Annotated in this window: 17 protein-coding genes and 1 pseudogene; 4 read left to right on the forward strand and 14 right to left on the reverse strand. The window is 63.2% G+C overall.

Features of this window, described 5'->3' with window-relative positions:
- Window positions 1–5: 5 nt before the first annotated feature.
- Entirely contained in the window at window positions 6–1,154 is a 1,149-nt protein-coding gene (gene dgoD, locus ACVDG8_RS17125) for a galactonate dehydratase (protein ID WP_447255720.1), read from the forward strand.
- 22 nt (window positions 1,155–1,176) lie between these two features.
- On the opposite strand, the gene ACVDG8_RS17130 is transcribed toward dgoD, so the two are convergent.
- Together ACVDG8_RS17130 and ACVDG8_RS17135 are read right to left on the reverse strand one after the other, a co-directional pair.
- The gene (locus tag ACVDG8_RS17130) at window positions 1,177–1,836 is read right to left on the reverse strand and encodes a DUF2161 domain-containing phosphodiesterase (RefSeq protein ID WP_447255721.1); all 660 of its coding nucleotides are present in this window, start codon (window positions 1,834–1,836) and stop codon (window positions 1,177–1,179) included.
- Between the two features lie 63 nt (window positions 1,837–1,899).
- Window positions 1,900–2,700: a SapC family protein gene (locus ACVDG8_RS17135; protein WP_447255722.1), complete on the reverse strand. Its 801-nt coding sequence runs from the start codon at window positions 2,698–2,700 to the stop codon at window positions 1,900–1,902.
- 104 nt (window positions 2,701–2,804) lie between these two features.
- Between ACVDG8_RS17135 and ACVDG8_RS17140 the strand changes: the two genes are divergently transcribed.
- Entirely contained in the window at window positions 2,805–3,143 is a 339-nt protein-coding gene (locus ACVDG8_RS17140; RefSeq protein WP_447255723.1) for a DUF6916 family protein, read from the forward strand.
- 10 nt (window positions 3,144–3,153) lie between these two features.
- Window positions 3,154–3,732: a 2OG-Fe(II) oxygenase gene (locus ACVDG8_RS17145; RefSeq protein WP_447255724.1), complete on the forward strand. Its 579-nt coding sequence runs from the start codon at window positions 3,154–3,156 to the stop codon at window positions 3,730–3,732.
- 12 nt (window positions 3,733–3,744) lie between these two features.
- Here the strand turns inward: ACVDG8_RS17145 and ACVDG8_RS17150 are convergent, their stop codons facing one another.
- The 7 genes and pseudogenes from ACVDG8_RS17150 to ACVDG8_RS17180 form a co-directional block, all read right to left on the reverse strand.
- Window positions 3,745–4,257, reverse strand: coding sequence for a GNAT family N-acetyltransferase (locus ACVDG8_RS17150; RefSeq protein WP_447255725.1), 513 nt, complete (start codon window positions 4,255–4,257; stop codon window positions 3,745–3,747).
- 7 nt (window positions 4,258–4,264) lie between these two features.
- Entirely contained in the window at window positions 4,265–4,786 is a 522-nt protein-coding gene (locus tag ACVDG8_RS17155) for a phage tail protein (RefSeq protein ID WP_447255726.1), read from the reverse strand.
- 9 nt (window positions 4,787–4,795) lie between these two features.
- Window positions 4,796–5,299 (reverse strand): phage tail protein, encoded by a 504-nt coding sequence (locus ACVDG8_RS17160; protein ID WP_447255727.1) that lies wholly within the window; start codon window positions 5,297–5,299, stop codon window positions 4,796–4,798.
- A 12-nt stretch (window positions 5,300–5,311) separates the two neighbouring features.
- A pseudogene (locus tag ACVDG8_RS17165) lies at window positions 5,312–5,816 on the reverse strand (phage tail protein).
- Between the two features lie 163 nt (window positions 5,817–5,979).
- Window positions 5,980–8,412, reverse strand: a complete 2,433-nt coding sequence (locus ACVDG8_RS17170; RefSeq protein ID WP_455707797.1) for a beta strand repeat-containing protein — start codon at window positions 8,410–8,412, stop codon at window positions 5,980–5,982.
- 29 nt (window positions 8,413–8,441) lie between these two features.
- Complete coding sequence (locus tag ACVDG8_RS17175; protein WP_455707798.1) at window positions 8,442–9,410, reverse strand: hypothetical protein; 969 nt, start codon at window positions 9,408–9,410, stop codon at window positions 8,442–8,444.
- Window positions 9,335–16,366 carry an inverse autotransporter beta domain-containing protein gene (locus tag ACVDG8_RS17180; protein ID WP_455707799.1) on the reverse strand — a complete coding sequence of 2,344 codons (7,032 nt, stop codon included), beginning with the start codon at window positions 16,364–16,366 and terminating at the stop codon, window positions 9,335–9,337. The genes ACVDG8_RS17175 and ACVDG8_RS17180 overlap by 76 nt, the downstream gene beginning before the upstream one ends.
- 365 nt (window positions 16,367–16,731) lie before the next feature.
- Between ACVDG8_RS17180 and ACVDG8_RS17185 the strand changes: the two genes are divergently transcribed.
- Window positions 16,732–17,214, forward strand: a complete 483-nt coding sequence (locus tag ACVDG8_RS17185) for an invasion associated locus B family protein (protein WP_447255730.1) — start codon at window positions 16,732–16,734, stop codon at window positions 17,212–17,214.
- A gap of 21 nt (window positions 17,215–17,235) precedes the next feature.
- On the opposite strand, the gene ACVDG8_RS17190 is transcribed toward ACVDG8_RS17185, so the two are convergent.
- Genes ACVDG8_RS17190 through ACVDG8_RS17210 form a run of 5 tightly spaced genes read right to left on the reverse strand, consistent with a single transcriptional unit; the run spans window position 17,236 to window position 21,164 of the window.
- Window positions 17,236–18,513 carry an L-fuconate dehydratase gene (locus ACVDG8_RS17190; protein WP_447255731.1) on the reverse strand — a complete coding sequence of 426 codons (1,278 nt, stop codon included), beginning with the start codon at window positions 18,511–18,513 and terminating at the stop codon, window positions 17,236–17,238.
- A gap of 49 nt (window positions 18,514–18,562) precedes the next feature.
- The gene (locus tag ACVDG8_RS17195; protein ID WP_447255732.1) at window positions 18,563–19,294 is read right to left on the reverse strand and encodes an SDR family oxidoreductase; all 732 of its coding nucleotides are present in this window, start codon (window positions 19,292–19,294) and stop codon (window positions 18,563–18,565) included.
- Window positions 19,295–19,312: 18 nt separating this feature from the next.
- Window positions 19,313–19,759, reverse strand: coding sequence for a MaoC/PaaZ C-terminal domain-containing protein (locus tag ACVDG8_RS17200; RefSeq protein WP_447255733.1), 447 nt, complete (start codon window positions 19,757–19,759; stop codon window positions 19,313–19,315).
- A gap of 9 nt (window positions 19,760–19,768) precedes the next feature.
- Window positions 19,769–20,842, reverse strand: coding sequence for a Gfo/Idh/MocA family protein (locus ACVDG8_RS17205; protein ID WP_447255734.1), 1,074 nt, complete (start codon window positions 20,840–20,842; stop codon window positions 19,769–19,771).
- Window positions 20,835–21,164 carry an L-rhamnose mutarotase gene (locus tag ACVDG8_RS17210; RefSeq protein WP_447255735.1) on the reverse strand — a complete coding sequence of 110 codons (330 nt, stop codon included), beginning with the start codon at window positions 21,162–21,164 and terminating at the stop codon, window positions 20,835–20,837. The genes ACVDG8_RS17205 and ACVDG8_RS17210 overlap by 8 nt, the downstream gene beginning before the upstream one ends.

Genomic DNA, 21,164 nt, shown 5'->3' on the forward strand with positions numbered 1-21,164 from the left:
CCGGCATGAAAATCACCGCGCTTACCACCTACGTCGTCCCGCCACGCTGGCTGTTCCTCAAGATCGAGACCGATGCCGGCGTCACCGGCTGGGGCGAGCCTGTCGTCGAAGGCCGGGCGCTGACGGTCGAGGCGGCGGTCAAGGAGTTGTCCGACTATCTCATCGGCAAGGATCCGCGCCTGATCGAGGACCATTGGACGGTGATGCATCGCGGCGGTTTCTATCGTGGCGGCCCGATCCTGATGAGCGCCATTGCCGGCATCGACCAGGCGTTGTGGGACATCAAGGGCAAGGCGCTCGGCGTGCCCGTGCACGAACTGCTCGGCGGCAAATTGCGCGACACCATCAAGGTCTATTCCTGGATCGGCGGCGACCGGCCGGCGGAAGTCGCGGCCGGCGCCAGGGAAGTCGTGGCGCGCGGCTTCCAGGCGCTGAAGATGAACGGCACGGAGGAACTGCAGATCGTCGACAGCCACGACAAGATCGATGCCGCGGTCGAGCGTGTCGCCATGGTGCGCGAGGCGGTCGGTCCCACCGTCGGCATCGCCGTCGATTTCCACGGCCGCGTGCACCGGCCGATGGCGCGCATGCTGGTCAAGGAGCTGGAGCCCTACCGGCTGATGTTCATCGAAGAACCGGTGCTGAGCGAAAACCGCGACGCGCTGAAGGAGATCGCGGCGCTCGGCTCGACGCCGATCGCGCTCGGCGAACGGCTCTACAGCCGCTGGGACTTCAAGTCGGTGTTCGAGCAAGGCGCGGTCGACATCATCCAGCCGGACCTGTCGCATGCCGGCGGCATCACCGAGTGCCGCAAGATCGCGGCGATGGCCGAAGCCTATGACATTGCGGTAGCGCCGCATTGTCCGCTCGGCCCGATCGCGCTCGCCGCCTGCCTGCAGCTCGACGCCGTCAGCTACAATTGCTTTATCCAGGAGCAGAGCCTGGGCATCCACTACAACGCCGCCAACGACCTGCTCGATTATGCCGCCAACAAGGACGTCTTCCGCTATGAAGACGGCTATGTCGCCATTCCCGATGGTCCCGGCCTCGGCGTCGAGATCGACGAGGACTACGTCAAGGAGCGCGCCAAGGAAGGCCACCGCTGGCGCAACCCGATCTGGCGCCACAAGGACGGCTCCTTCGCCGAGTGGTAAGGCGGCGGATTATCCGTCCCGGCTACAGCGCTGCCGGCCGGGGTTCGATGGCGGCGATGCCGGCCTCGGTCAGCGCATAGATGCCGCGCTCGGCCCTGGCGAACCAGCCATAGTAATTGTGCTGCAGGATGCTTGCCGCGCGCGGCGCGACGACCTTGAGGTCGCGCGGCCGCTTCGGGCCATCCACCATGGCGACGGCGCAGGCCAGCGCCTCCTGCCGGTAGGCGGTCATGATCGGCTTCTTACGCGTGCTGCCGCCGATCGATGGATCGCCTTTGCGGCGGTGATGCTCCTCGACCAGGCGGGAGCGCCGTCGTGGATCGCGGCGCGGCGGCGCGGCGGCCGGGCTGAGCAACAGCTCGACTTCGCCTTTTTTGCCGACACCGAGCAGGCCGAAGCCAAGCCGGCGGCAGAGCGCGCGAAAACGGCGATCATGCTCGCGGCCCTTGCCGCGCGCCGACATCAGGGCGGCCAGCCAGACCTCGTCGCAGGCCGCGGCGCGGTCGACAGCCTGCAGGACAAGCTCGAGGTTGAACTGCAGCTTCAACTCGCAGATCACCACCACCGGCGGCTCGCCGTCGCGCAGGCCAACCACGTCGCAACCGCCGATCTCACCCTTGATGGTGAAATCCATGGTCTCGAGGAACCGCTTCACCGGTTCGTAGAGGGATGTCTCCTGCATGGGCAACGCATAGCCGATTCGCAGCTATCGAGCCCAGCACGGATGGAACCTCGCTCCGCGAAGCTACGACCGCTTGCGAAGCGATGCCTGAAAGACCAGCGAGGACCAGCTGTTGGACGAGGCCAGGTGGCAATAGATCAGCGCCAGCGCGCCGGATTTCCTCAAATCGAGGAATGCCTCGTCGCCGAGCTTGTTCAGCGCCTGTTCGTCGATGACCTGGAAATCGGTGAGATTGAGGATCTCGCCGCCTTCCAGCGTCACCTTGCTCTGGCGCGGCGCGAACAGGCCGTGCGCGTCGATCTTTTCGACCATGGCACGGGTGGCGTTGAAATCGTTCTGGAACTGGCTGCAGAAAGCGAGCGCCTGCTTGGTCGCCTCGCTCGGCTCGGTGCCTTCGAAGAACAGCGCGATCTTGCCGCCATCGTCGCGGAAAGGTGCTGCAATCTGGTCGACGACGCGGTCGCTGCCGCGGTCGACGCAAAGCGTCAGCCGGCCCGATGTCGCCGTTTCGTCGGCAAGGATGAAGGGATAGCGGCGGACATAGGCCGGGATGTAATGCGGCTCGGTCCAGCGGCCGTCGGCATCGACGAACAGGTTTTCGTTCAGCCGCAGGCCGGTGATGATCACCGGCGCCTTGGTCGGGCCGATGAAGACGATCGGATAGGAGCGCATGGCAGCCGGCATTTCCGACGCCATGACCGGAATGGCATGCGCCGTGCGCGCGAAGCCGAAATCGGCCCGCGCGGTCAGGCCAAGCGAGCCATGCCGGATCGGATTGAGCGCTTCAGGCTTGCCATAGAACAGCGGCATCGCGTTGCTGGCGGCGCCCGCCGCCGGCGCATCCTCGCTCTTGGCTTCAGCCATGTTCAGCATCCTTTCAGCGGGGATTGCGCAAGCCACCAAATAACAAAGGCCGACACCGGGTTTAGGCTAGCGCGGGGGCTGGCGCAACGGCTTGCCGGCACGCTATGAACAGCATGATGTCGGCCGAGGATATCGGCGGCCGTGACAAGTGGTTGAAGGCGGGCGAAATGGTGTCGGCTACGGATTTCGACAAGGCGGTCGGGCAGACCTTCATCGTCGAGGCCAATGGCAAGATGGTGGCGCTGGAGCTGAGCGCGGTGAAGCCTATCGCCAACAGTCCACGTGACGGCGGCGGCTTCTCGCTGCTGTTCAAGGGACCGCGCGAGATGCTTTTGCCGCAAGCGATCTATCGCTTTGTCGGCAGCGACATTACGCATGACATCTTCATCGTGCCCATCTCCAGCGACCAGTCGAGCTATATCTACGAAGCCGTCTTCAACTGAGTTCGGCTCGATGGTCGACTATCTTCCAATCCCCGAGGTGCTGGACAAAGCGGCATGCCGCGCGCTCCGTGCGGAAATTCGCGCGGCCGTCGGCCAGGACGCGGGCCTGCTTGGCCGTTCCGACCACAAGCCGGCATGGCCTGAGGTACGCCGGACCACGCGCGCGGAGGTTTCGCCTGCCACCAAGGCGCGAATAGAGCGTTTGCTGGCGCGGCAGAAGCCGGTTCTGGAACAGCATTTCGGCGTCGCGCTCGGCGCGTGCGAGGAGCCCCAGTTTCTCCACTACCGCGAGGGCGATTTCTTCGTACCGCACCAGGACGGCAACACGCCACTCATCCATGACGAATCGCGTTTCAGGAAGGTCTCGGCGGTGATCTTTCTCAACGCTCAGTCCGACGACCCTTCCCCCGAAAGCTACGCTGGCGGCTCGCTGGTCCTGCATGGGCCTTACAGCGGCCCGGACCTGCGCATCACCATGCCGGCATTGCCGGGCTCCGTTATCGCCTTTCGTTCGGAAACGACCCACGAAGTCACTCCGGTCACGCGCAACGAGCGGTTCACGATCGTCTCGTGGTATCGCGGTCCGTGAGAGTTGCGGGGTTCACGAGAGCGGGCGCACCATCAGGTCGTAGACACCTTTGTCTTCGGCAACCGTGAAGCCCAGTCGCAGATAAAGCTGCATGGCCGGATTGTGCTTCTCGACATGGATCGAGACCGCCTTGCCGACCGCACCCGCCTCGTCGATGAGGTCGCTGAGCAGCGCCTTGCCGAACCCCTTGCCGCGATAGGCCGGCAGGAAGGTAATGTCGATTATGCGGTGCTCGCCTGGCCAGCGCTCGATATAGAGTCGGCCGATGTCGCTGCCGGCCTGCGTGATCACCAGCCAATCAGCATTGGGGTAGTATTTCTGGTAATGCGCGTGCTGGGCCTGGAACTGCATATCGAGGAACGCCGCCTTCTGCGCCTCGCTCCACGAGGTCAGCGACAGTTCCTCGGCACGGGTCGACACATAGACCCGCGCCAGAAACGGCAGATCGGCATTCGCGATCGGACGAAACTTCAGTCCTAAATCAGCGGCTCGCGCCCAGCTGGCCGCTTTGCCCACATAATTCATCGACACATCAGGGGCGGGGCGGGAATACGCCTTGCAACGCAATGCAGAAGCTCAAGGTGATATAGGGCATCATGTTGTTGTGCGGCTGGCTGCCGCCGGCCGGAGCGATGGCCTGACTCGACAGCGGCACCATGCTGGCCGCGGGCGTATAGGCATTTCCTTGGGCCGATTTCCCGAACGCGGTATTTGTAGGAACGTTCGTGTTGGCGGAGAAATTGCCCGGCACGCTTTCCACCGTATGGGGATGCGACGGTATTTCACTCTCCAGCAGGGTGACGGTCTCGGAACCGCCGGTTTCACCGAGATCGTGCAGCGAGAGGCCAGGGCCCTGGCCGGGATGCATGGGCGCATTGCCCTGCATATCAGGCAGGGCAAAATTCGACTTCCCATCACCGCCATAAGTCGTGCCCAGCAGTGAAAAAAGAGCGGTGTTCTGCGAAAGCGGGAGGATTTGCCCGTCACAAAACGCCCACCCCTTGGGCGCAAAATTGAACGGGAAAATCCGGATTTCGGCGACGAACGGATCCATGACGTCCTCTTAAGTCGGTGACGGGAAAATCCCGAATAGCGAGATGATGAAATCCACGCACAGATAGGGCTGGAAATTGGTGTGCGGCTGACTTCCGCCAACGGCGTTGATGAATTGCGGGGCCATCGCGATCGAAGGAACGGCGTTGATGAACGTGTTGACCTGGGGCGACCTGCCGATGAGGCTGTTGCCTGGATTCGGTGAATTCGCCACGTCGCTCGACGCGATGAAAAGGTGGCTGTGCATTGGCATTTGGTTCACGTTGAGAGTGACTTCTTCGACGCCTCCGGTCTCGGCCAGAGTAAAGCCATTGCCCTGATGAATAGGGAGACGGCCACGCAGATCAGGCAGAGCAAATGTCGATTGCCCGTCGCCGCCATAGGTGGTCCCGATCAGGTTGAACAAGGTATCGTACTCGGAGATCGGTAGAAGCTGTCCGTCACAGAACATCCACCCGGCCGGCGGGAAATTGCCGGCAAACATACGGATCTCACCAACATAGGGCTGTGCCACGGTGTGTCTCCGTCAGTTTTGCGAGGGGAAAATGCCCTGCAGGGCAATGCAAAAGCTCAATGTCAGAAAAGGCTGCATGTTGAGATGCGCCTGGCTACCACCGACATTGCTTACGGTGTCCGGTCGCAAATTGGTGAGATTTTGCGTCGGGCCGTAGAGCAGGTTTGGCGCGGAGTTGCCCAGCAGATTTCCACCCGGAAGCTGGACCGACCCCGCATTGATTGAGGCATTCGCCTGATGTGTGGGTGGGCATCTCAGCTATTGTAAGCGTATGCGCCTGTTCGCCGCCACGCTCACCGAGGAAATGGCCCATGCCGCCTGTATGGTTCGGCGTACGGCCGCGCATGTCGGGGAGAGCGAAATTCACGCGACCGTCGCCACCGTAAGTGGTGCCGAGCAGCGAAAACAGCGCTTGATTCTGGTTGATGGGCAGGAGCTGCCCGTCGCATAGAGCCCATCCTTTCGGTGGAAAACCGAAAGACATGATCCTGATTTCCGAGAGAAAAGGCTCGGCCATCTCGCGTCCCCACCAGCAATTTTACTTTGAATAGAAAGTATCCTTCCCCAAGGGAAGTGTCCAGCGATTTCGAGTCGTCTTAGTGCAAGAAGTTATTCAACCCCAACGTCTTGAGAGATAGCGCGCATCGCCCACAACTACACATTGCCTAAAATTGATTCTACTACTGATTGGGGTTCGTCGGCGTCTTTGTGTGACCGCCATTGTGGCCAACCGGGATCGCAGAAGAACCGGGCGCGTTGGCATCGAGCACGGGCGTCGTCGGCGTGTTGCCGCGATTAGCCCATGTCGTCGCGGTGTCGACCGTGAAGCCTTCGAGATACAGATGTGAACCGGCGCCCCCGGTATTTTCGTTGACAAGGGCCGCGTCGCCGTTCGCGGCCGTGATGCCGGAAATTGTGTTGTTCTGGAGATTCGCGACAAGAGTAGTCAAATCTGCGGGCAACGCACCGGGCGACAGCAAGATACCGTTATTGAAAGTATCGACTCCGGTATTGTAACCAGCCATCGTAATGTTGTTATTTTGAATGGTGATATCGAGAGATGCGCTAAACTTGGATATTCCGTCACCGGTAACGCCAGCCGAGATCGCAGCATCCTGGCCATTATTTATGATCGCATTCCCGATCACTTCCACAACACCCGTGGAATTGTCCTCCGTACTGATATTGATTGGGCTGCCGGCGAAATTCGATCCAGTGGCGTTGTTTTGGATGTCAGCGTTATTGTCGATGCGTCCCATAATGGTTGCGTTATCAATACTGAATATGTTGATAACCGGGCCACCATGGCCGTAGATTTTCTTGTTACGGTTGATGTTGAAATTGAGCTGCGCGGTATCCTGGGCATTGAGCCCGATAGCCCGGCCCGTCTGGGTCGTCGTCCCGCCTGGATCGAAGGTGTTGCCGTTGCCGGCGACGCCTCCATCGGTGATGTTGACGTTCAGCGTCGAGGTATCGCGCGCGAAGCCCTCGACGCCGGAGGTCTTCAGGTTCGAGAACGTGCTGTTCCACACGTTGAGCGTAGCATTGGCGTTGCCGAAGGCCTCGAAGCTGAGGCCCTGGGCTCCGTTTGCGGAATTCCTTGTGTTGCTGAATGTGCTGCCGGAGACGGTCAGCGTCAGCGTCGTGCCGCTATCATTGCGTATGTCGACCAGATTGTCGCCACCGGCGCCCGCGGCGAAGGTGAAAGTGGAATTCGTAATCGAGGACGTTCCGGTGAGATTGTAGAACCGCACATCGCCTTCGAAGACGGCGTCGCCAAAGCCGGTAATCGTGGTGTTCGCGATGCTGAGGTTCGATACGTTCTGACCGTTGATGCCGACCTGGGCGCCACCGTTCAAGTTGAGGTTTGTGAACGTCGCCGTCGACACACTGCTCATGTTGATGGCGGCCTGGGCGGCGCTGTTGAACGTCGGCCCGTCGATATTGTTCAACGTGCCATTGCCGCTGTTGGCATTGGTGAAGTTCATGTTCGACAGCGACAGGTTCTTCGTCGAGGTGAACAGCGCGCCCTGCACCGCGTTCTGGATGGTGCCGCCGGACCCTGCCGTCGTGCCGGTTCCGGTCACCGTCAAGCCGCCGTTGCCGGCAGCTAGGCCGGTGTTGTTGAGCACGATGCCGTTGGTAGCACCGTTCGACGAAATACTCTGGAACGTCACGTTGCCCGAGCCGATCGACGTGTTGACGATGTTGAGCGCGGTGCCGGTCGTCGACGTGATCGTGTTGCCGGTGCCCTGCGCCGTCACCGTGCCGCCGCCGGTGGCATTGAAGCCGGTCCCGCTGGTGGTGTTGATGACCAGCCCGCCATTGGTGAAATCGATCGTCGCGCCGGTGTTGGTGGTCAAATTGACGGCGGTGTTGGCTCCCGTGCTCAGCGTCTTGCTGGTGCCCGAGAACGTGATCGACCCGCCGGTGTTGGCGCCGACCAGAATGCCGTTTGCGAGACCGCCCGTGGCGCTGAGAGCGCCCGACAGGGTCGTCGTCCCGCCGGTGCGGTTCTGGATCGAGACGATATTGTTCGTATTGGTCTTCGAAATGCTGCCGGCGTAGGTGATGTTGCCGTTGCCGCCATTCACATTTAACCCAATCCCGGTCGGGTTGGTGATCGACGTGTTGGCATTGAAGCTGAACGTGCCGCTGGAGCCATTGACGATGTCGATCCCGGCATCGCCGCCGTTCAGCGTCGTCGTGCCGTTGAAATTGTAGGTGCCGTCGGCGTTGTCGAATTGCAGGCCGGTGCCGTTGGTCGCCGACAGCGTGCCGGTGTTCAAGGTCAGCGTTCCGGTGTGGCCGCCCGAGACGCTGACCAGGGCAGCATTGTTCGCCTGGTTGATATTGCCGGCATAGGTCAGGTTGACGCTGCCGCCGACGACATTGAACGACGCACCCGTCGCGCCGCTCAGCGCGCCCGGACCGAGGACGACCGTGCCGCTGACATTGGTCAGGCTGACATTGTTGGTGCCGCCGCCGGAGTTGGTCTGGTCGAGCGCGATGGTGGCGGCGACGTTGGCGAGGTTGATCGCCTGGCCGCCGGTCGAATTGACCGTCTGGGCGGCAGCGGTGGCGGTGATGCCCATCGTGCCGCCGGTTCCCACGATGCCGGTGCCGACGGTGGTGTCGATGGTCAGGCCGTTGGCGAAGCTGGTCGTGCCGCCGCTCTGCGAAGACCGACGCCGCTCGTCGTGTCGATGTTGGCGAGGCCGGTGACGTTGAGCGTGCCGGTCTGGAGACGGATGCCGCCGCCCGTGTTGGGGACGGTGACATTGTTCACCGTCACCGTGTTGAACTGGAAGGTGCCGGTGTTGGTGTTGATGGCATCGATGCCGAAGCCCGACGTATTGCCGATGGCGGTCGCGCCGGTAACGGTGAAAGTCCCCGCAACGCCGTCGAAGATGATGCCGCTCGCGCCGCCGCCAGCGTTTACGGTGGTAAGCGTCATGTTGACGGTCAGCGGATCGAGATTGAACGCCGTGCCCGCCGTGGTGTCGACCGAACCGCCGGTGTTGGTCAGCGTGAAGGTCGTGCCGGCGCCCTTTGTGTTGACCAGGACGCCCGTGCCGGAATCGTTGGCGACGTTGAGTGTGGTGAAGTTCAAGGTGCCGGTCGGATTGATGAAGCTCAAGCCGTCGCCCAGGACGCGCGCGCCCGTGTTGCCCACCGTGAGCGAGCCGCCCGCGGCGCCGCTGAAATGAACGTTGCTGAATAGGATGCCGCCACCGGCGCCACCGGTAACGGTGTTGCCGGCAAACGAATTGACCAGGATGGAATTCGTGGTCGCGGACAGGCTCTGGCCGCCAAACGAGACGGCAACCCCGGCGCTCGTGCGCTGGAAAGCGTTGCCGTCGATACTGAGTTGCAGCATGTCGGCGGTACCGCCGGTTGTGCCGAGGCTGAGCGCGGCGCCGCCGGCCGCGATGTCGTTGTTCCTGAGGAAGAAGCTGGAGGCGGCTGTCGCATTGACGGCGACACCGGTGCCGGTGCCGAGATTGCGGACGATCAGATTCGCCATGCCGCCGGTTATCGTGCCGGTGCCGCTTGTCGCCAGGTTGATGACCGATGTGGCATTGTTGCTCTGCAGGATCGGCCGCAGCAATCGATACCGCCCGGCGCCGCGATGATCGGCGAATTCTGCACCGTGGTGAAGTGGAATGCCGCCGAAGCGCCGCTGCTGGTGTCGACGCCGAGCTGCGAGACATCGACCGCCGCGTCACCGCTCTTGAAGGCGAGCAATACCTGCCCGTCATCGAGCTGGAACGACGTCGCGCCGAGATCGATCGTTTCCTGGGTGCCGTTGACGTTCTTGTCGATCAGCACGACGACGTTGGCCGTCGAGGCCTGTGCGCCCGCGTAACTGCCCGGATTGGCTAGGCTGCCGTCGCCGGTGCCGCCTTCGGTGACATAGTAGACGCTGATCGACGACAGGTTCGATGTGTCGCCGGTGAAATTGACGTCGTTGAAATTGTAGTCGCCATTGGTCGGCAAGGTATCGGTGGTGTGGATGACCTGGCCGCCGGTGGTCGCGATCGACGATTCGGCCGGGCCGACGCCGTCGCCGAACACCAGCTTGGCGTTGGTGGCGCTGGAGAACTGGACGCCATAGCCGACATTGGCGATCGTCGAGGTCTGGTCGGCCGGGTTGTTGTTGACGGTGTCGCCGAGCTGGATGGTGCCGGTGCCCGTGGTGCCCGCCATGTCGATGCCGATCGTGCCGGCGAAGCTGCCGCCGTCGACATCGAAATCGCCGGCCGTGATGTTGCTCGTGCCGAGAGCGGCGCCATTGAGATCGAGACCGACCGCGTTGGCGGCATTGAGCCCGATGTTCAGGCTGTCGAAGCTCAGCGCCGACCCGAGCGTGCCGGAAATGTCAACGCCGCGCGAAGTGATGTTCTGCAGGTTGACCGCGCCGAGGTCTATGGCGCCGCCGCTGACATTGTTGAGCGACACTCCGGTCGCGGCGCCATTGCTCGAAATCGAATCGAAGGTGATGCCGCCGGCGCCGACCGTCGCGCCGTCGAGATCGAGCGCGGTGCCCGTGCCGGTGGTGATGGTGTTGCCGGCGCCGCTGACGGTGACGGTCGAGGGAATACCCGCAGGGAAATTGGTATCTCCGATAACTTCGAAGCCCGCGCCCGACGTCGTCGTTATATCGAGGCCGCCACCGGTGAAGTTGATCGTGGAATTCGTGTTGGCGCTCGGCGTGCCGACCGGGAAGCCGCCGGGGAAGCCTATATTGACGCCGTCGGTCGCGCCCGAGCTGATCTGCTTGGTAGCGCCCGAGAAGGTGATCGTGGCCGAATCGTTGCCGGCAATGACGATGTTGCCGCCGGCCGCCGCGTTGCTGTCGGTCAAATTGCCGGACAGCGACACCGAGCCGCCGGTGAGCCCCTGGATCGACACGGCAGCACCCGAGCCATTGCTGGCGATGGCGCCGCCATAGGAGATACCGGCGTTGCCGCCGCTGGCGGCAGTCGCCGAGCCGACGTTGAACGACGTGCCCGAACCGGTGTTGGTCAGCGTGCCGGTGCCGAAGGCAGCCGTGCCGCTCAGATTCTGCAGGTCGATGCCGTTGCCGGTCGCGAATGTCGCGCTGGTCGATGCGAAATTGATGCCGGCCGTGATGCCGTCGAGGGCCACCGCCTGTGCCGACGTGGCGTCGATCGTGCCGGTCGTGACATTGACCGTGCCGCCGCCGGTGGCGCTGAATGCCGTCACGCCGTTGGTGGAAATGTCCAGATCGGCAAAGGTGACCGTGGCGCCGGTGTTGTTGGTGAGCGAGACACCGTTGGCGTTGACCGTCACCTTGTCGGTGAAGTTGACCGTGCCGCCGGTGCGGTTGGCGATCGAGATGCCGCCGCCGGTCAGCGTGCCGGCCGGCCCGCCGTTGGGCAAGGTGCCGCGCGTGACCGTGATGTTGCCGCTGCCGCCATTGGCGTCGAGCAGCGTGCCGGCGACGTTGATGTTGTTGTTGGTGATCGACACATTGGTGTCGAGGCCAGCGACCTTGAAGGCCGTCTGGCCCACGGCGACATTGCTGACCGTGACGCCCTCGATGGTGATGCCGCCGGCATTGCTGAACCCGGCTGCGCTCTGGTCGATGAGGAAGACCGAGCCGCTGCCGCCGCTGAAGTCGAAGGCGGTGTTGCGCACCTGGTTGTCGCCGAGCAACTGCAGGGTATCGCTGCCCGTGCTCTTAACCACGCCCTCGTCGCCGGTGACGTTGCCGCCGGTGGCGCCGAGATTGCCTTGGACGTTGATCGGCTGGACCGTGCCGGAGGTGAGGATGGACGTGCCGTTGCCGAAACCGGTGATCGACTGCCCCGAATCGAGCGTGAACGGTGTGCCGCTGAGATCGACGGTGCCGACGAAGGCGAAGGTGTTGATACCGGTCATGGCATCGGCGTCAGCGACCGAAATGGTGGTCACCGCGGCACTGAGGCCATCGGTGCCGGCGGCGATGACGCCACCGTTCTGCGAAACCATGATGACGCCGCCGACCGCGCTCGCCAGATGGGCGGGACCTGTGAAGGCGACATCGTCGAAATCATAATTGCCGAGGGTCGGATCGAGCCCGATCGTGTTGACAGTGTAGCCGCCGGCGGCCGCGCTGATGGAAGATTGCAGCCCATCGCCCGCATTGCCGTCGCCGAAGGTGAAGTTGGCGTTGGCCGAGGTCGCAGTCGTGCCATCGGACGCCAGCTCGACGCCGACACCGACATTGGAAATGCTGGAGCCGCGCAGGAAGGTGATGGTCTTGTTGCCAGTGGTCGACGACAGGTCGATGCCGCGCGAGGTCAGGTCGCCGGTGCCGGTGATCGTCGTGACGCCGAAATCGGCCGCGGTGGCGGAACCGCTGAAGTCGATGCCGGTCTGGTTGGCGCCGACATTGCTGACGGTCGTCGTGCCGAAGCTGACATCGGCATTGGCGAGCGCGAAGTTGATGCCGGCCGCTCCGGCCGTGGCGCCCAGCGTGATGTTGGTCGTGCCAAAGGTGACGGAACCGGCATCGTTGGCGATGCCGATGCCGTCGGCGCCGGCGCCCGTCACCGTAACCGCCCCGAAGGTCACCGATGCGGTGCTGGCGACATTGGCGATGGCCAGGCCGGTGCTCGTGGCGCCGGTGATCGACAGCGGGGCGGCAACGTTCAACGTCGCCGTGCCGGCAAGGCCGACAGCAAACACACCGCCGCCGCCTGTCGCCGACAGCGACGGGCCGGTGAAGCTGATCGTGCCACCGGTCGGGGGCAGCACCGAGCCGACCACGAAGAGATTGCCTGTACCCGTGGAGGTGACGCTGCCGCTGAAGGTCACCGAGCCACCGGTGGTGCCGTCGACCTTGACCGCCGTGCCTGGCAGCGTTGCCGAGCTGGAGATGTTGGCCGCCACACCGATCGTCGCGCTGCCGCCGGAGACGACGACGCCATCGCCTGTACCGGAATTGGTGATGGTGCCGCCGAGGATCGAGATCGAGCCGGTGTTGTTGGTCAGGCTAACGTCGGCGCCCGCGACATTGGACGTCGCCAGACTGCTGACAGTGAAGGTCGCCGACGAATTGGCGATCGCGAGACCGCCGATGGCGCTACCGCCGACACTGACATTGCCACCCGAGAACGGACCGCCCGAGACGGCGTTGAAGTTCAGCGCCGTGGCCGTCGTGACGCCGGTGGTGATGCTGTCGAACGCCACGCCGCCGGTGCCAATGGTGACGCCGTCGAGATTGATCGCCCGGCCGGTGCCGGTGGCAATCGACTCGGTGCCCGCGGCCGCGACATTGATCGTGCCGCCACCCGTGGCGTTGAAGCCGGTGCCGGAACTTGTGGTGAGGTCGAGACCGCCGGTGAAATTGATCGCGCCGCCGGCATTGCCGGTCAGGTTGATCGCATTGGCCGCACCCGTGCTGGCGGTGATCTTGCCGCCGAAGGTAGCGGTGCCGCCGGTCATGTTGGAAATATTCACCGCACTTGCAGCAGTGGCCTGATTGATGGTGCCGTTGTAGGTGACGTGGGGCGAATTGTTGACGACATCGAACGCCGCGTTGCCGGTGTTGGTAATGGAGCTGCCGGCGCCGAAGGTCAGCGTTCCAGTCGAACCACCCCGGATGGAGACACCGTAGCCGCCGCCGGTGATGTCGAGATCGTCGAAGCTGGCGATGCCGTCGAAATTGTTCGCGAACAGCCCGACACTGGCGGCGCCGGTGATCGTCGTGTTTCCGGTGAAATTGACGGTAGCGCTCGAATCGACCAGCGCGATGCCGGTTTGAGATGCTGTTTGGACGGTCAGGTCGTCGACCGAGACCGTGCCGGTCGCGCCATTGAGGTAGAGGCCGGACCCGACATTGCTGGCCGTCACGCCCTGGACGGTCAGCCCGTTGATGCCCAGGCCGTAGATCGCCGAGCCGGAGCCGCCGGAAATATTGAAATCGAGCAGCGAGTTGCCATTGCCCAGCGTCACGACATCGCCGGCGCCGGAATTGGTCAGCGTCGCCGCGCCGCCGCCCGGATCCGAAATGACCTGGTCGTGCTGGATGTTGTCGCCGGTGACGTTGACCGGCACGCCGCCGAGCGAGAAAGTACGGCCATTGCCGAAGGAGGCCAGCGTCTGGCCGGCGCTCAGCGAGAAACCGCCCACGGCGTCGATCGGCGAGCCTTGGTTGACCAGCACGAAGATCGCGTCGCTGTCGGTGTCAAGATCGGCCTGATTGATCGCAAGCAGGCTCGATGTGGAAGAGCCGTCACCCGACGACCCGACAGCGCCGACGAAGATCACATTCTGCTGGTCGAACAGTTGCGGGCCGCTGAACGTGGTCAAGCCGAACGCATAGTGGCCGAGCGTCTGGTTGAGCCCGCGCGCGTCGAGCGAAGCGGTGGTGCCGGCGATCGAACCGCCGCCGAAGGTGAATTCGGCATTGGCCGAATCCGCCAGCGAACCGGAAATGCCGAGGCGGACGCCAGTGTCCACACCGGAGATGTTGCCGCCATTGGTGATGATGATCGAGGCATCGCCGGTCGTGTCGGCAAGGTCGATGCCGATCGATCCTGCTGCACCGATGCTGGGGCCGGTGATGTTGAGCGACTGCGCGGTGAAATTGGTCTGGCTGCCCGAGAAATCGAGACCCGCCTGACCGATGCCAAGGCCGGAAATCACGATGTTGCCGGCGATCACGGCGGCGTTGACGCCGGTGAACGACATGCCGTCGCCGCCGGGACTCGTGATGTTGATGTCGCCGAAGCGGATCGTTGCCGGCGAGCTGGTGATCTCGATGGCCGGGCCGGTCGTGTTCGAGATATTGGTCGCGCCGGTGACGGTGAAGCTGCCCGATACGTGGTCGAGGACGACGCCCGACACGCCGCCATCTTGCGTGATGGAATCGAGCACGACATGGGCGGTGATCGGGTCGATGAACACGGCGGTGCCGCCATTGCCCGAAATCGTGCCGCCGGTGGTGGTGAAGCTGCCGCCGCTCGAGGTGCCCTGCACCGTTATGCCGCGATCGGTGTTGTTCTGGGCATTGACGGTGGCGAAGGTGTAGGTGCCCTGCCCGGTGATATCGAGGCCGTCATCGGCATTGCCGTTGAGCGTCGTCGTGCCGGTGAAATTGTAGGTGCCGTTGTCCTCGATATGCAGGCCGTCGAGACCGCTGCCCGTCGCGGTGAAATTGGAGGCGCTGACGTTTGTCGAGTTGCCCTTGAACTCCGCGCCATTGCCGCCGGCACCGGTGATGGTGACATCGGTGAGCTTTGCGCCGGTGACGTTGTTGCCGAAGATACCGTCGGCGCCGCCGCTTATGGTGATGCCGTTCAGCGTGTTGTTGTTGGCGAGCGAGATGACGTTGTTGGCGGAATTCGTGCCCTGGATGGTGCCGTTGCTGCCGCCGAAATTGTAGGTGCCGACGCTGCCGTCGACGAGCCTGGCCTGCACACTGCCGCCACCGCCGATGACGGTCTGGCCGTTGGCAAGGGTGACGCCGGCGGTGGTGATGTTGCCGCTGCCGCCAAGCGCGACGACGACGCCGTTCGCGCCGGCGCCGGCGACGGCAAGGTCCAGCGTCGTCGGGTCGGCGAGCGTGCCGGCGCCGGCGTCGTTGTGGCCATCGGCAAAGAAGAACTTGCCGAAGGCGGCGTTGGTGGCGGCGTTGATGGCGACGCGCGTCGTCGTGCCGGTGACCTTGTCCTGGTCCTGCAGCCTGACGCCGATATCGCCGCGCACGCGCTCGTTGAGCCTTTTGCGCAGGCCCGGGCTGACAGTCGAGACGGGGTCCGCCTCATTGTCGGCGGAGCTGCTGCCGGGCACGTTGAACGGCACCGTCAGCCGGACGCTGCCGGCGAACTGGGTGTCGTCGCGATTGTCGTTGCGCACCTCGCCGGTAAAGGTCAGCGACGTGCCTTTGCCGACGACATCGCCGAATGTGTATTCGATGCCTGCCTTGGCGCCGGTGACGCTGTGATCGTCATTGTCGGGATCGGCGAAATGATAGGCGCCGACATCAAAGCGCAGCGACTGGTTTTCCGGCAGGTCGATCGGCGCCTGGATGCCGACCTCGCCCTCGATGCCCCAGGCGGCATAGGTGCGATGGTCGATTGCCGAGATCTCTTCGAGCAGCTGGTTGCCGGCCAGCGACAGGCTTGACTCCTGCCCAGCCGAACCGCGGTCGCCGCTGATCGGCAGATAGACATTGACATGCGCATCGTATTTCGAGGTGATCGCCTCGAGGCCGAGCGTGGTGGAGACGAACTGATGGCTGTCGCGGTTCTGGATGTTGAGATAGGCGTAGCCGCCGATCATCAGATCCGGATTGACGATGCGGCGGATGCCCAGACCGACATCCTGGCCGAACCCGTCATCGAAATCATATTTCGAGCGAACGTCCAGGAAGAGGACCGATTCCAGATTCTGCTTGATCGGCAGGAAGCCTTCGAGCGCCGAGAACCCGCTGTTGCTGTTGGCGCCGATGATGGCGCGGACCTGCGGCTGCCACAGGCCGGTATCGTCGGCGTGCGCGGCAAGGCCCGACAACGCAAGCGCCACGCTCGACAATGCGGACGTTCCGAGCAACGCGCCAGCGCGCCAAGCAGCGGAAGACTTTCCGCTTCGCCCGACCGCCCGTCCCGCGATCTTCCTTCGAGTGTCAGTCAGCCCTGTGCGCGAACGCATCTCCCCATCCCGGCTGGAGCTGTGGTACTTGATTGGCTAGGCCAATATTATTGCGTTGCAAGACAATTCATGGTTGCGATAGCGTATTCTAACAGAAATCGAATAGCTGTTGCGACAATGCAACACCAATTTGTCTTGGCCTTATTGGGACTCCATTCAGCCGGCTATAGATGTCGGAAGTTCAGCAAGAATATCGGGAGAGTACATTAGTGAATTATAATATATCGACAAAATTGGCCTTTTTGGCGTCGATAATTGGCGCAACGATGCTATTTGTGATCAGCGCGGCTGTGGCCGAAGACTCCAAGCCCGCCGAGACAAAGCCCGCCGACGCCAACCCCTGGGTTGTAAATTGTTCCTCGGGATCGTCCGGCACCGACCTGCAATGCCAGGTTTCACAGAATCTCACCGAAGCCAAGACCGGCCAGCGGGTGCTGACCGTCACGGTGCGTCGCCAGCAGGGCGCCACGGGCTTTGCCATGCTGCTTGCGCTGCCGCATGGCCTGTTCTTGCCTTCAGGCGCCTCTTACCAGGTCGACAGCGGCAAGAAAGCCATCGTCGCCATCCAGACCAGCGACCAGAACGGCGCCTATGCCGCGGTGCCGCTGGCGCCTGAGCTGGTCAAGGCGATGCGGATCGGGGCGACGCTGAACGTCGGCATGGAATCGGTCACCCGCAAACCGGTGACGATCCCCGTTTCGCTGAAAGGCTTCGGCGCCGCGATCGATAAGCTCGAAGCGACCAAATAGCGACGAGGTCCAGGCAAAGCTTCAGCTTTGGTGCCGGTAATCCTCGATCGACCGCGGCTTCATCTCGATCGAGAAACCCGGCGCGGCCGGCGGCATGTAGGCGGCATCGCTTATTACGCAGGGCTCGAGGAAATGCTCGTGCAAATGGTCGACATATTCGATCACGCGGCCGTCCTTGCTGCCTGAGATCGCGACATAGTCGATCATTGAGAGATGCTGGACGTATTCGCACAGGCCGACGCCGCCGGCATGCGGCCAGACCGGCAGGCCGAATTTCGCGGCGATCAGAAGCACCGCCAGCACCTCGTTCAGCCCGCCCATGCGGCAGGAATCGATCTGCACGACATCGATGGCGCCGCCGGCGATGAACTGCTTGAACATGATGCGGTTCTGGCACATTTCGCCGGTCGCGACCTTGATCGGCGCCACGGCCTTGCGGATCTTGGCATGACCGGCGACATCGTCGGGGCTGGTCGGCTCCTCGATGAAGAACGGCTTGGCGAAAGCCAGATCGCCCAGCCAGTCGATCGCCTGGTCGACTTCCCAGACCTGGTTGGCGTCGATCATCAGATAGCGATCCGGGCCGATCACTTCGCGGGCGATCCTCAGACGGCGGATGTCGTCGGCGCGGTCGCGGCCGACTTTCAGCTTGATATGGTCAAACCCTTGGTCGACCGCTTCCTGGCAGAGGCGCCTGAGCTTGTCGTCGGGATAACCGAGCCAGCCAGCCGAGGTGGTGTAGCAGGCATAGCCTTCGCGCTCGAGCGTGGCGATGCGCTCGGCCTTGCCGGCCTCGGCCTGCTTCAGGATTTCCAGCGCCTCGGCCGGCGTGATCGCGTCGGTGAGATAGCGGAAGTCGACGATACGCACGATCTCCTCAGGGCTCATTTTGGCGACCAGCCGCCAGACTGGTTTGCCGGCTTCCTTTGCCCACAGGTCCCAGACCGCGTTGACGACCGCCCCGACGGCAAGGTGCATGGCGCCCTTGTCCGGCCCGATCCAGCGCAACTGGCTGTCGCCGGTGACGTGATGCCAGAAGCGACCGGGATCCTGCTTGACCCAGTCGAGGTCGAGCCCGACGACCAGATGGCGCAGCGCCTCGATCGCCGCGCAGCAGATCTCGTTGCCGCGACCGATGGTGAAGGTGAGGCCGTGGCCCTTGAGCGACGGGACATCGGTGTCGAGGATGACATAGGCGGCCGAATAATCCGGATCCGGATTCATCGCATCCGAGCCGTCGAGGCTTTGCGACGTCGGAAAGCGCAAGTCGAAGGTCCTGAGGTCGGTGATCCTGGTCATTCTCTGCCTCGTCTTGAATTTGCGGGTCTACGCTACCCGCCGAAAGCCGTCAGATCGACCAGCCGCCGTCGATGTTGTAGGCCTGACCGGTCGTATATGTTGCGCCGGCTAAATAAACCGCGAGATCGGCGATCTCCTCGGCCGTGCCCAGCCTGCCCATAGGCTGGCGGGCGATGAAGGCCGCGCGAGCGGTCTCATAATCGCCTTGCGCACGCATGCGGCCTTCCAGCGACGGGCTTTCCACCGTGCCCGGGCAGATGGCGTTGCAGCGGATGCCTCTAGCGACGTAGTCGGCGGCGATCGACTTGGTCAGGCCGATGACGGCGGCCTTGGTGACGCCATAAGCAAAACGGTTCGGCACGCCCTTGGGCGCGCCGGCGACCGAAGACATATTGATGATCGAACCGTCGCCACGCTCCAGCATGCCGGGCAGCACGGCGCGGATGGTGCGGATCATGGCACGCACGTTGAGATTGATGGCGAAGTCGAGATCTTCGTCCTTCATCTCCAGGATCGAGCCGGCATGGACGAAGCCGGCGCAGTTGAAGAGCGCGTCGACGCGGCCGATCTCGGCGAAAGCGGCCTTCACCGCATCGTCGTTCAGCACATCGAGTTTTCGCGCCGTAATGCCAGGCGTCTTGGCCAGTTCGGCCAGGGCCGCCGCGTTGATGTCGGTGGCGTGGACGATGGCGCCGGCCTTGGCGAAGGCCAGCGCGCTTGCCCGACCGATGCCTTGCGCGGCCGCCGTGACGACCACGACCTTGCCTGTGATATCCACCATGTTCTTGGTCTCCGTCTTTCAGTTGGGCCGTCGCTCGACGATGTAGATGTGATCCGCCGCCAGCACCACCTCGTCGCGCTGGTTGATGACCTCGAGCCGTTCGATGACGCGGCCTGAAGCAGGGCGCTTCGGGTCATCCTCCTTCGCGGCAATCGTGGTGCGCGTGCGGATCGTATCGCCGATGAAAACCGGCTTGATGAAGCGCAGCCGGTCATAGCCGTAGGAGAAGGCGACCGGGTTGACGACACTCGCCGTCAGGCCGACGCCGACCGAAAACACCAGCGTGCCATGCGCGATGCGCTGGCCGAACGGCGTCGTCTTCATGAACTCGACGTCCATATGGTGCGGGAAGAAATCGCCGGTGTGGCCGGCATGGACGACGAAATCGGTCTCGGTGATGGTGCGGCCGCTGGTCAGCCGCGACGAGCCGATCTCATAATCCTCGAAATAGGTGATCTGTTCCATGGCGCGCTTCTACGGCTTTGCGGCCAGCGGCGTCGCCGGCGTGGCGCTGGATTTATAGGCGGCCTCGACCAGCGCCATGGTGTTCCAGGCGTCCTCGACGGAGCTGACCAACTCGGCGTCTTCGCCGGCGGCAAAGCGCTGGACATTGGCCATGCGGCCGACAAAGGCGTCGGGGAACCACTCGCCGACGAGCGGCACGCCAACCCAGTCGGAGCCGCCCTTGGGATAGATCTCCAGCACGTCGGCCTCGCCGCGCGGATAGTCGAGGTTGAGGCCGAGCTTGACGTAAGCGGCGCCCTCGGTGCCGCAGATGCGGAACTCGCAAGCCTGGTAGCGGCGGCCGAATTTGTGGTCGTGGTTGATGGAAAGCCCGCAGCGCACCGTATCGCCATAGTCGAGGATGGCGCTGGTGCGGGTCTGCGCGACCTTATGATTGGGATGGCCGAGCGTCTTGGCGTGGACGCCAAGCGGGTTGCCGAGAAGCTGCCGGATCAGGTCGAGATAATGGATCGAATGCATGGCGATCTCGACGCGCGGGGCCTTGAGCAGGAACTCCCAGAGCTGCCACGGCGTGTCGAGCGCAAGCAACGCGTCGAAGTCGACGACCTCGCCCAGCCATCCGCAGGCGATCGCATCCTTCAGCGCCAGCATCATCGGCGCGAAGCGGAGCTGGAAATTGACCGCGGCCCTGAGTTGCTTGGCGCGGCAGATTTCGAGGATTTCCGTTGCCTCGCCGAGATAGTTGCCCATCGGCTTCTGGATCAATGCCACGGCGCCATCCGGCAGCGCCTTCAGCACATCGGCATGACGTCCGGGCGGCGTCGCCAGGTCGAAAATCGCGTCCTTGACGGAAGCGGCTTCGTCCACCGAACGGAACGCCGTCACGCCCCATTTGTCGGCCAAGGCCTGTGCCTTGGCTTGATCGGGATCATAGAGGCCCGAAATCGGGAAACCGGCCTTGCGGTAGGCTGGAAAATGCGCGTCGCCGACGATCGAACCGGCGCCGAAGGTGACGATCGGGCGCGGCTTCGCCGGCTTCGGCCAGGACTGCGCCAGCGATGCGGGATCGAAAGCCTCAGTCATGGTGGAAGACTTCGTCCATCGACGCCCACCATTCGCCTTCCTTGCGCGTCGCCAGGGGCTCCTGGCAAGGCATGCACACCGCCCACCATTCCTGCGTCCTGGGGTCGGCAGCCATCTTGGCCATGTCGGCGGCGTAGTCGCTGCCGTGATATTCGAAATAGGAGAACAAGAGGTTTTCCGGCCGCTTCAGGTAGATCGAATAATTCTTGATGTTGCAGGCCGAGATCATGGTGAGAACGTCCGGCCAGACGTCGGCATGGAGGCGGACATAGTCCTCGACCTTCTCGGGCTTCAAGCCCAGCACCATACCCATGCGCTGCAT

The sequence above is a fragment of the Mesorhizobium sp. ORM8.1 genome, assembly GCF_053005525.2.

Bases quoted from the DNA above. Each gene is read 5' to 3' on its own strand.
- dgoD (WP_447255720.1), top strand. From the start codon at position 6: ATGAAAATCACCGCGCTTACCACCTACGTCGTCCCGCCACGCTGGCTG.
- ACVDG8_RS17130 (WP_447255721.1), bottom strand. From the start codon at position 1,836: ATGCAGGAGACATCCCTCTACGAACCGGTGAAGCGGTTCCTCGAGACC.
- ACVDG8_RS17135 (WP_447255722.1), bottom strand. From the start codon at position 2,700: ATGGCTGAAGCCAAGAGCGAGGATGCGCCGGCGGCGGGCGCCGCCAGC.
- ACVDG8_RS17140 (WP_447255723.1), top strand. From the start codon at position 2,805: ATGAACAGCATGATGTCGGCCGAGGATATCGGCGGCCGTGACAAGTGG.
- ACVDG8_RS17145 (WP_447255724.1), top strand. From the start codon at position 3,154: ATGGTCGACTATCTTCCAATCCCCGAGGTGCTGGACAAAGCGGCATGC.
- ACVDG8_RS17150 (WP_447255725.1), bottom strand. From the start codon at position 4,257: ATGAATTATGTGGGCAAAGCGGCCAGCTGGGCGCGAGCCGCTGATTTA.
- ACVDG8_RS17155 (WP_447255726.1), bottom strand. From the start codon at position 4,786: ATGGATCCGTTCGTCGCCGAAATCCGGATTTTCCCGTTCAATTTTGCG.
- ACVDG8_RS17185 (WP_447255730.1), top strand. From the start codon at position 16,732: ATGCTATTTGTGATCAGCGCGGCTGTGGCCGAAGACTCCAAGCCCGCC.
- ACVDG8_RS17190 (WP_447255731.1), bottom strand. From the start codon at position 18,513: ATGACCAGGATCACCGACCTCAGGACCTTCGACTTGCGCTTTCCGACG.
- ACVDG8_RS17195 (WP_447255732.1), bottom strand. From the start codon at position 19,294: ATGGTGGATATCACAGGCAAGGTCGTGGTCGTCACGGCGGCCGCGCAA.
- ACVDG8_RS17200 (WP_447255733.1), bottom strand. From the start codon at position 19,759: ATGGAACAGATCACCTATTTCGAGGATTATGAGATCGGCTCGTCGCGG.
- ACVDG8_RS17205 (WP_447255734.1), bottom strand. From the start codon at position 20,842: ATGACTGAGGCTTTCGATCCCGCATCGCTGGCGCAGTCCTGGCCGAAG.
- ACVDG8_RS17210 (WP_447255735.1), bottom strand. From the start codon at position 21,164: ATGCAGCGCATGGGTATGGTGCTGGGCTTGAAGCCCGAGAAGGTCGAG.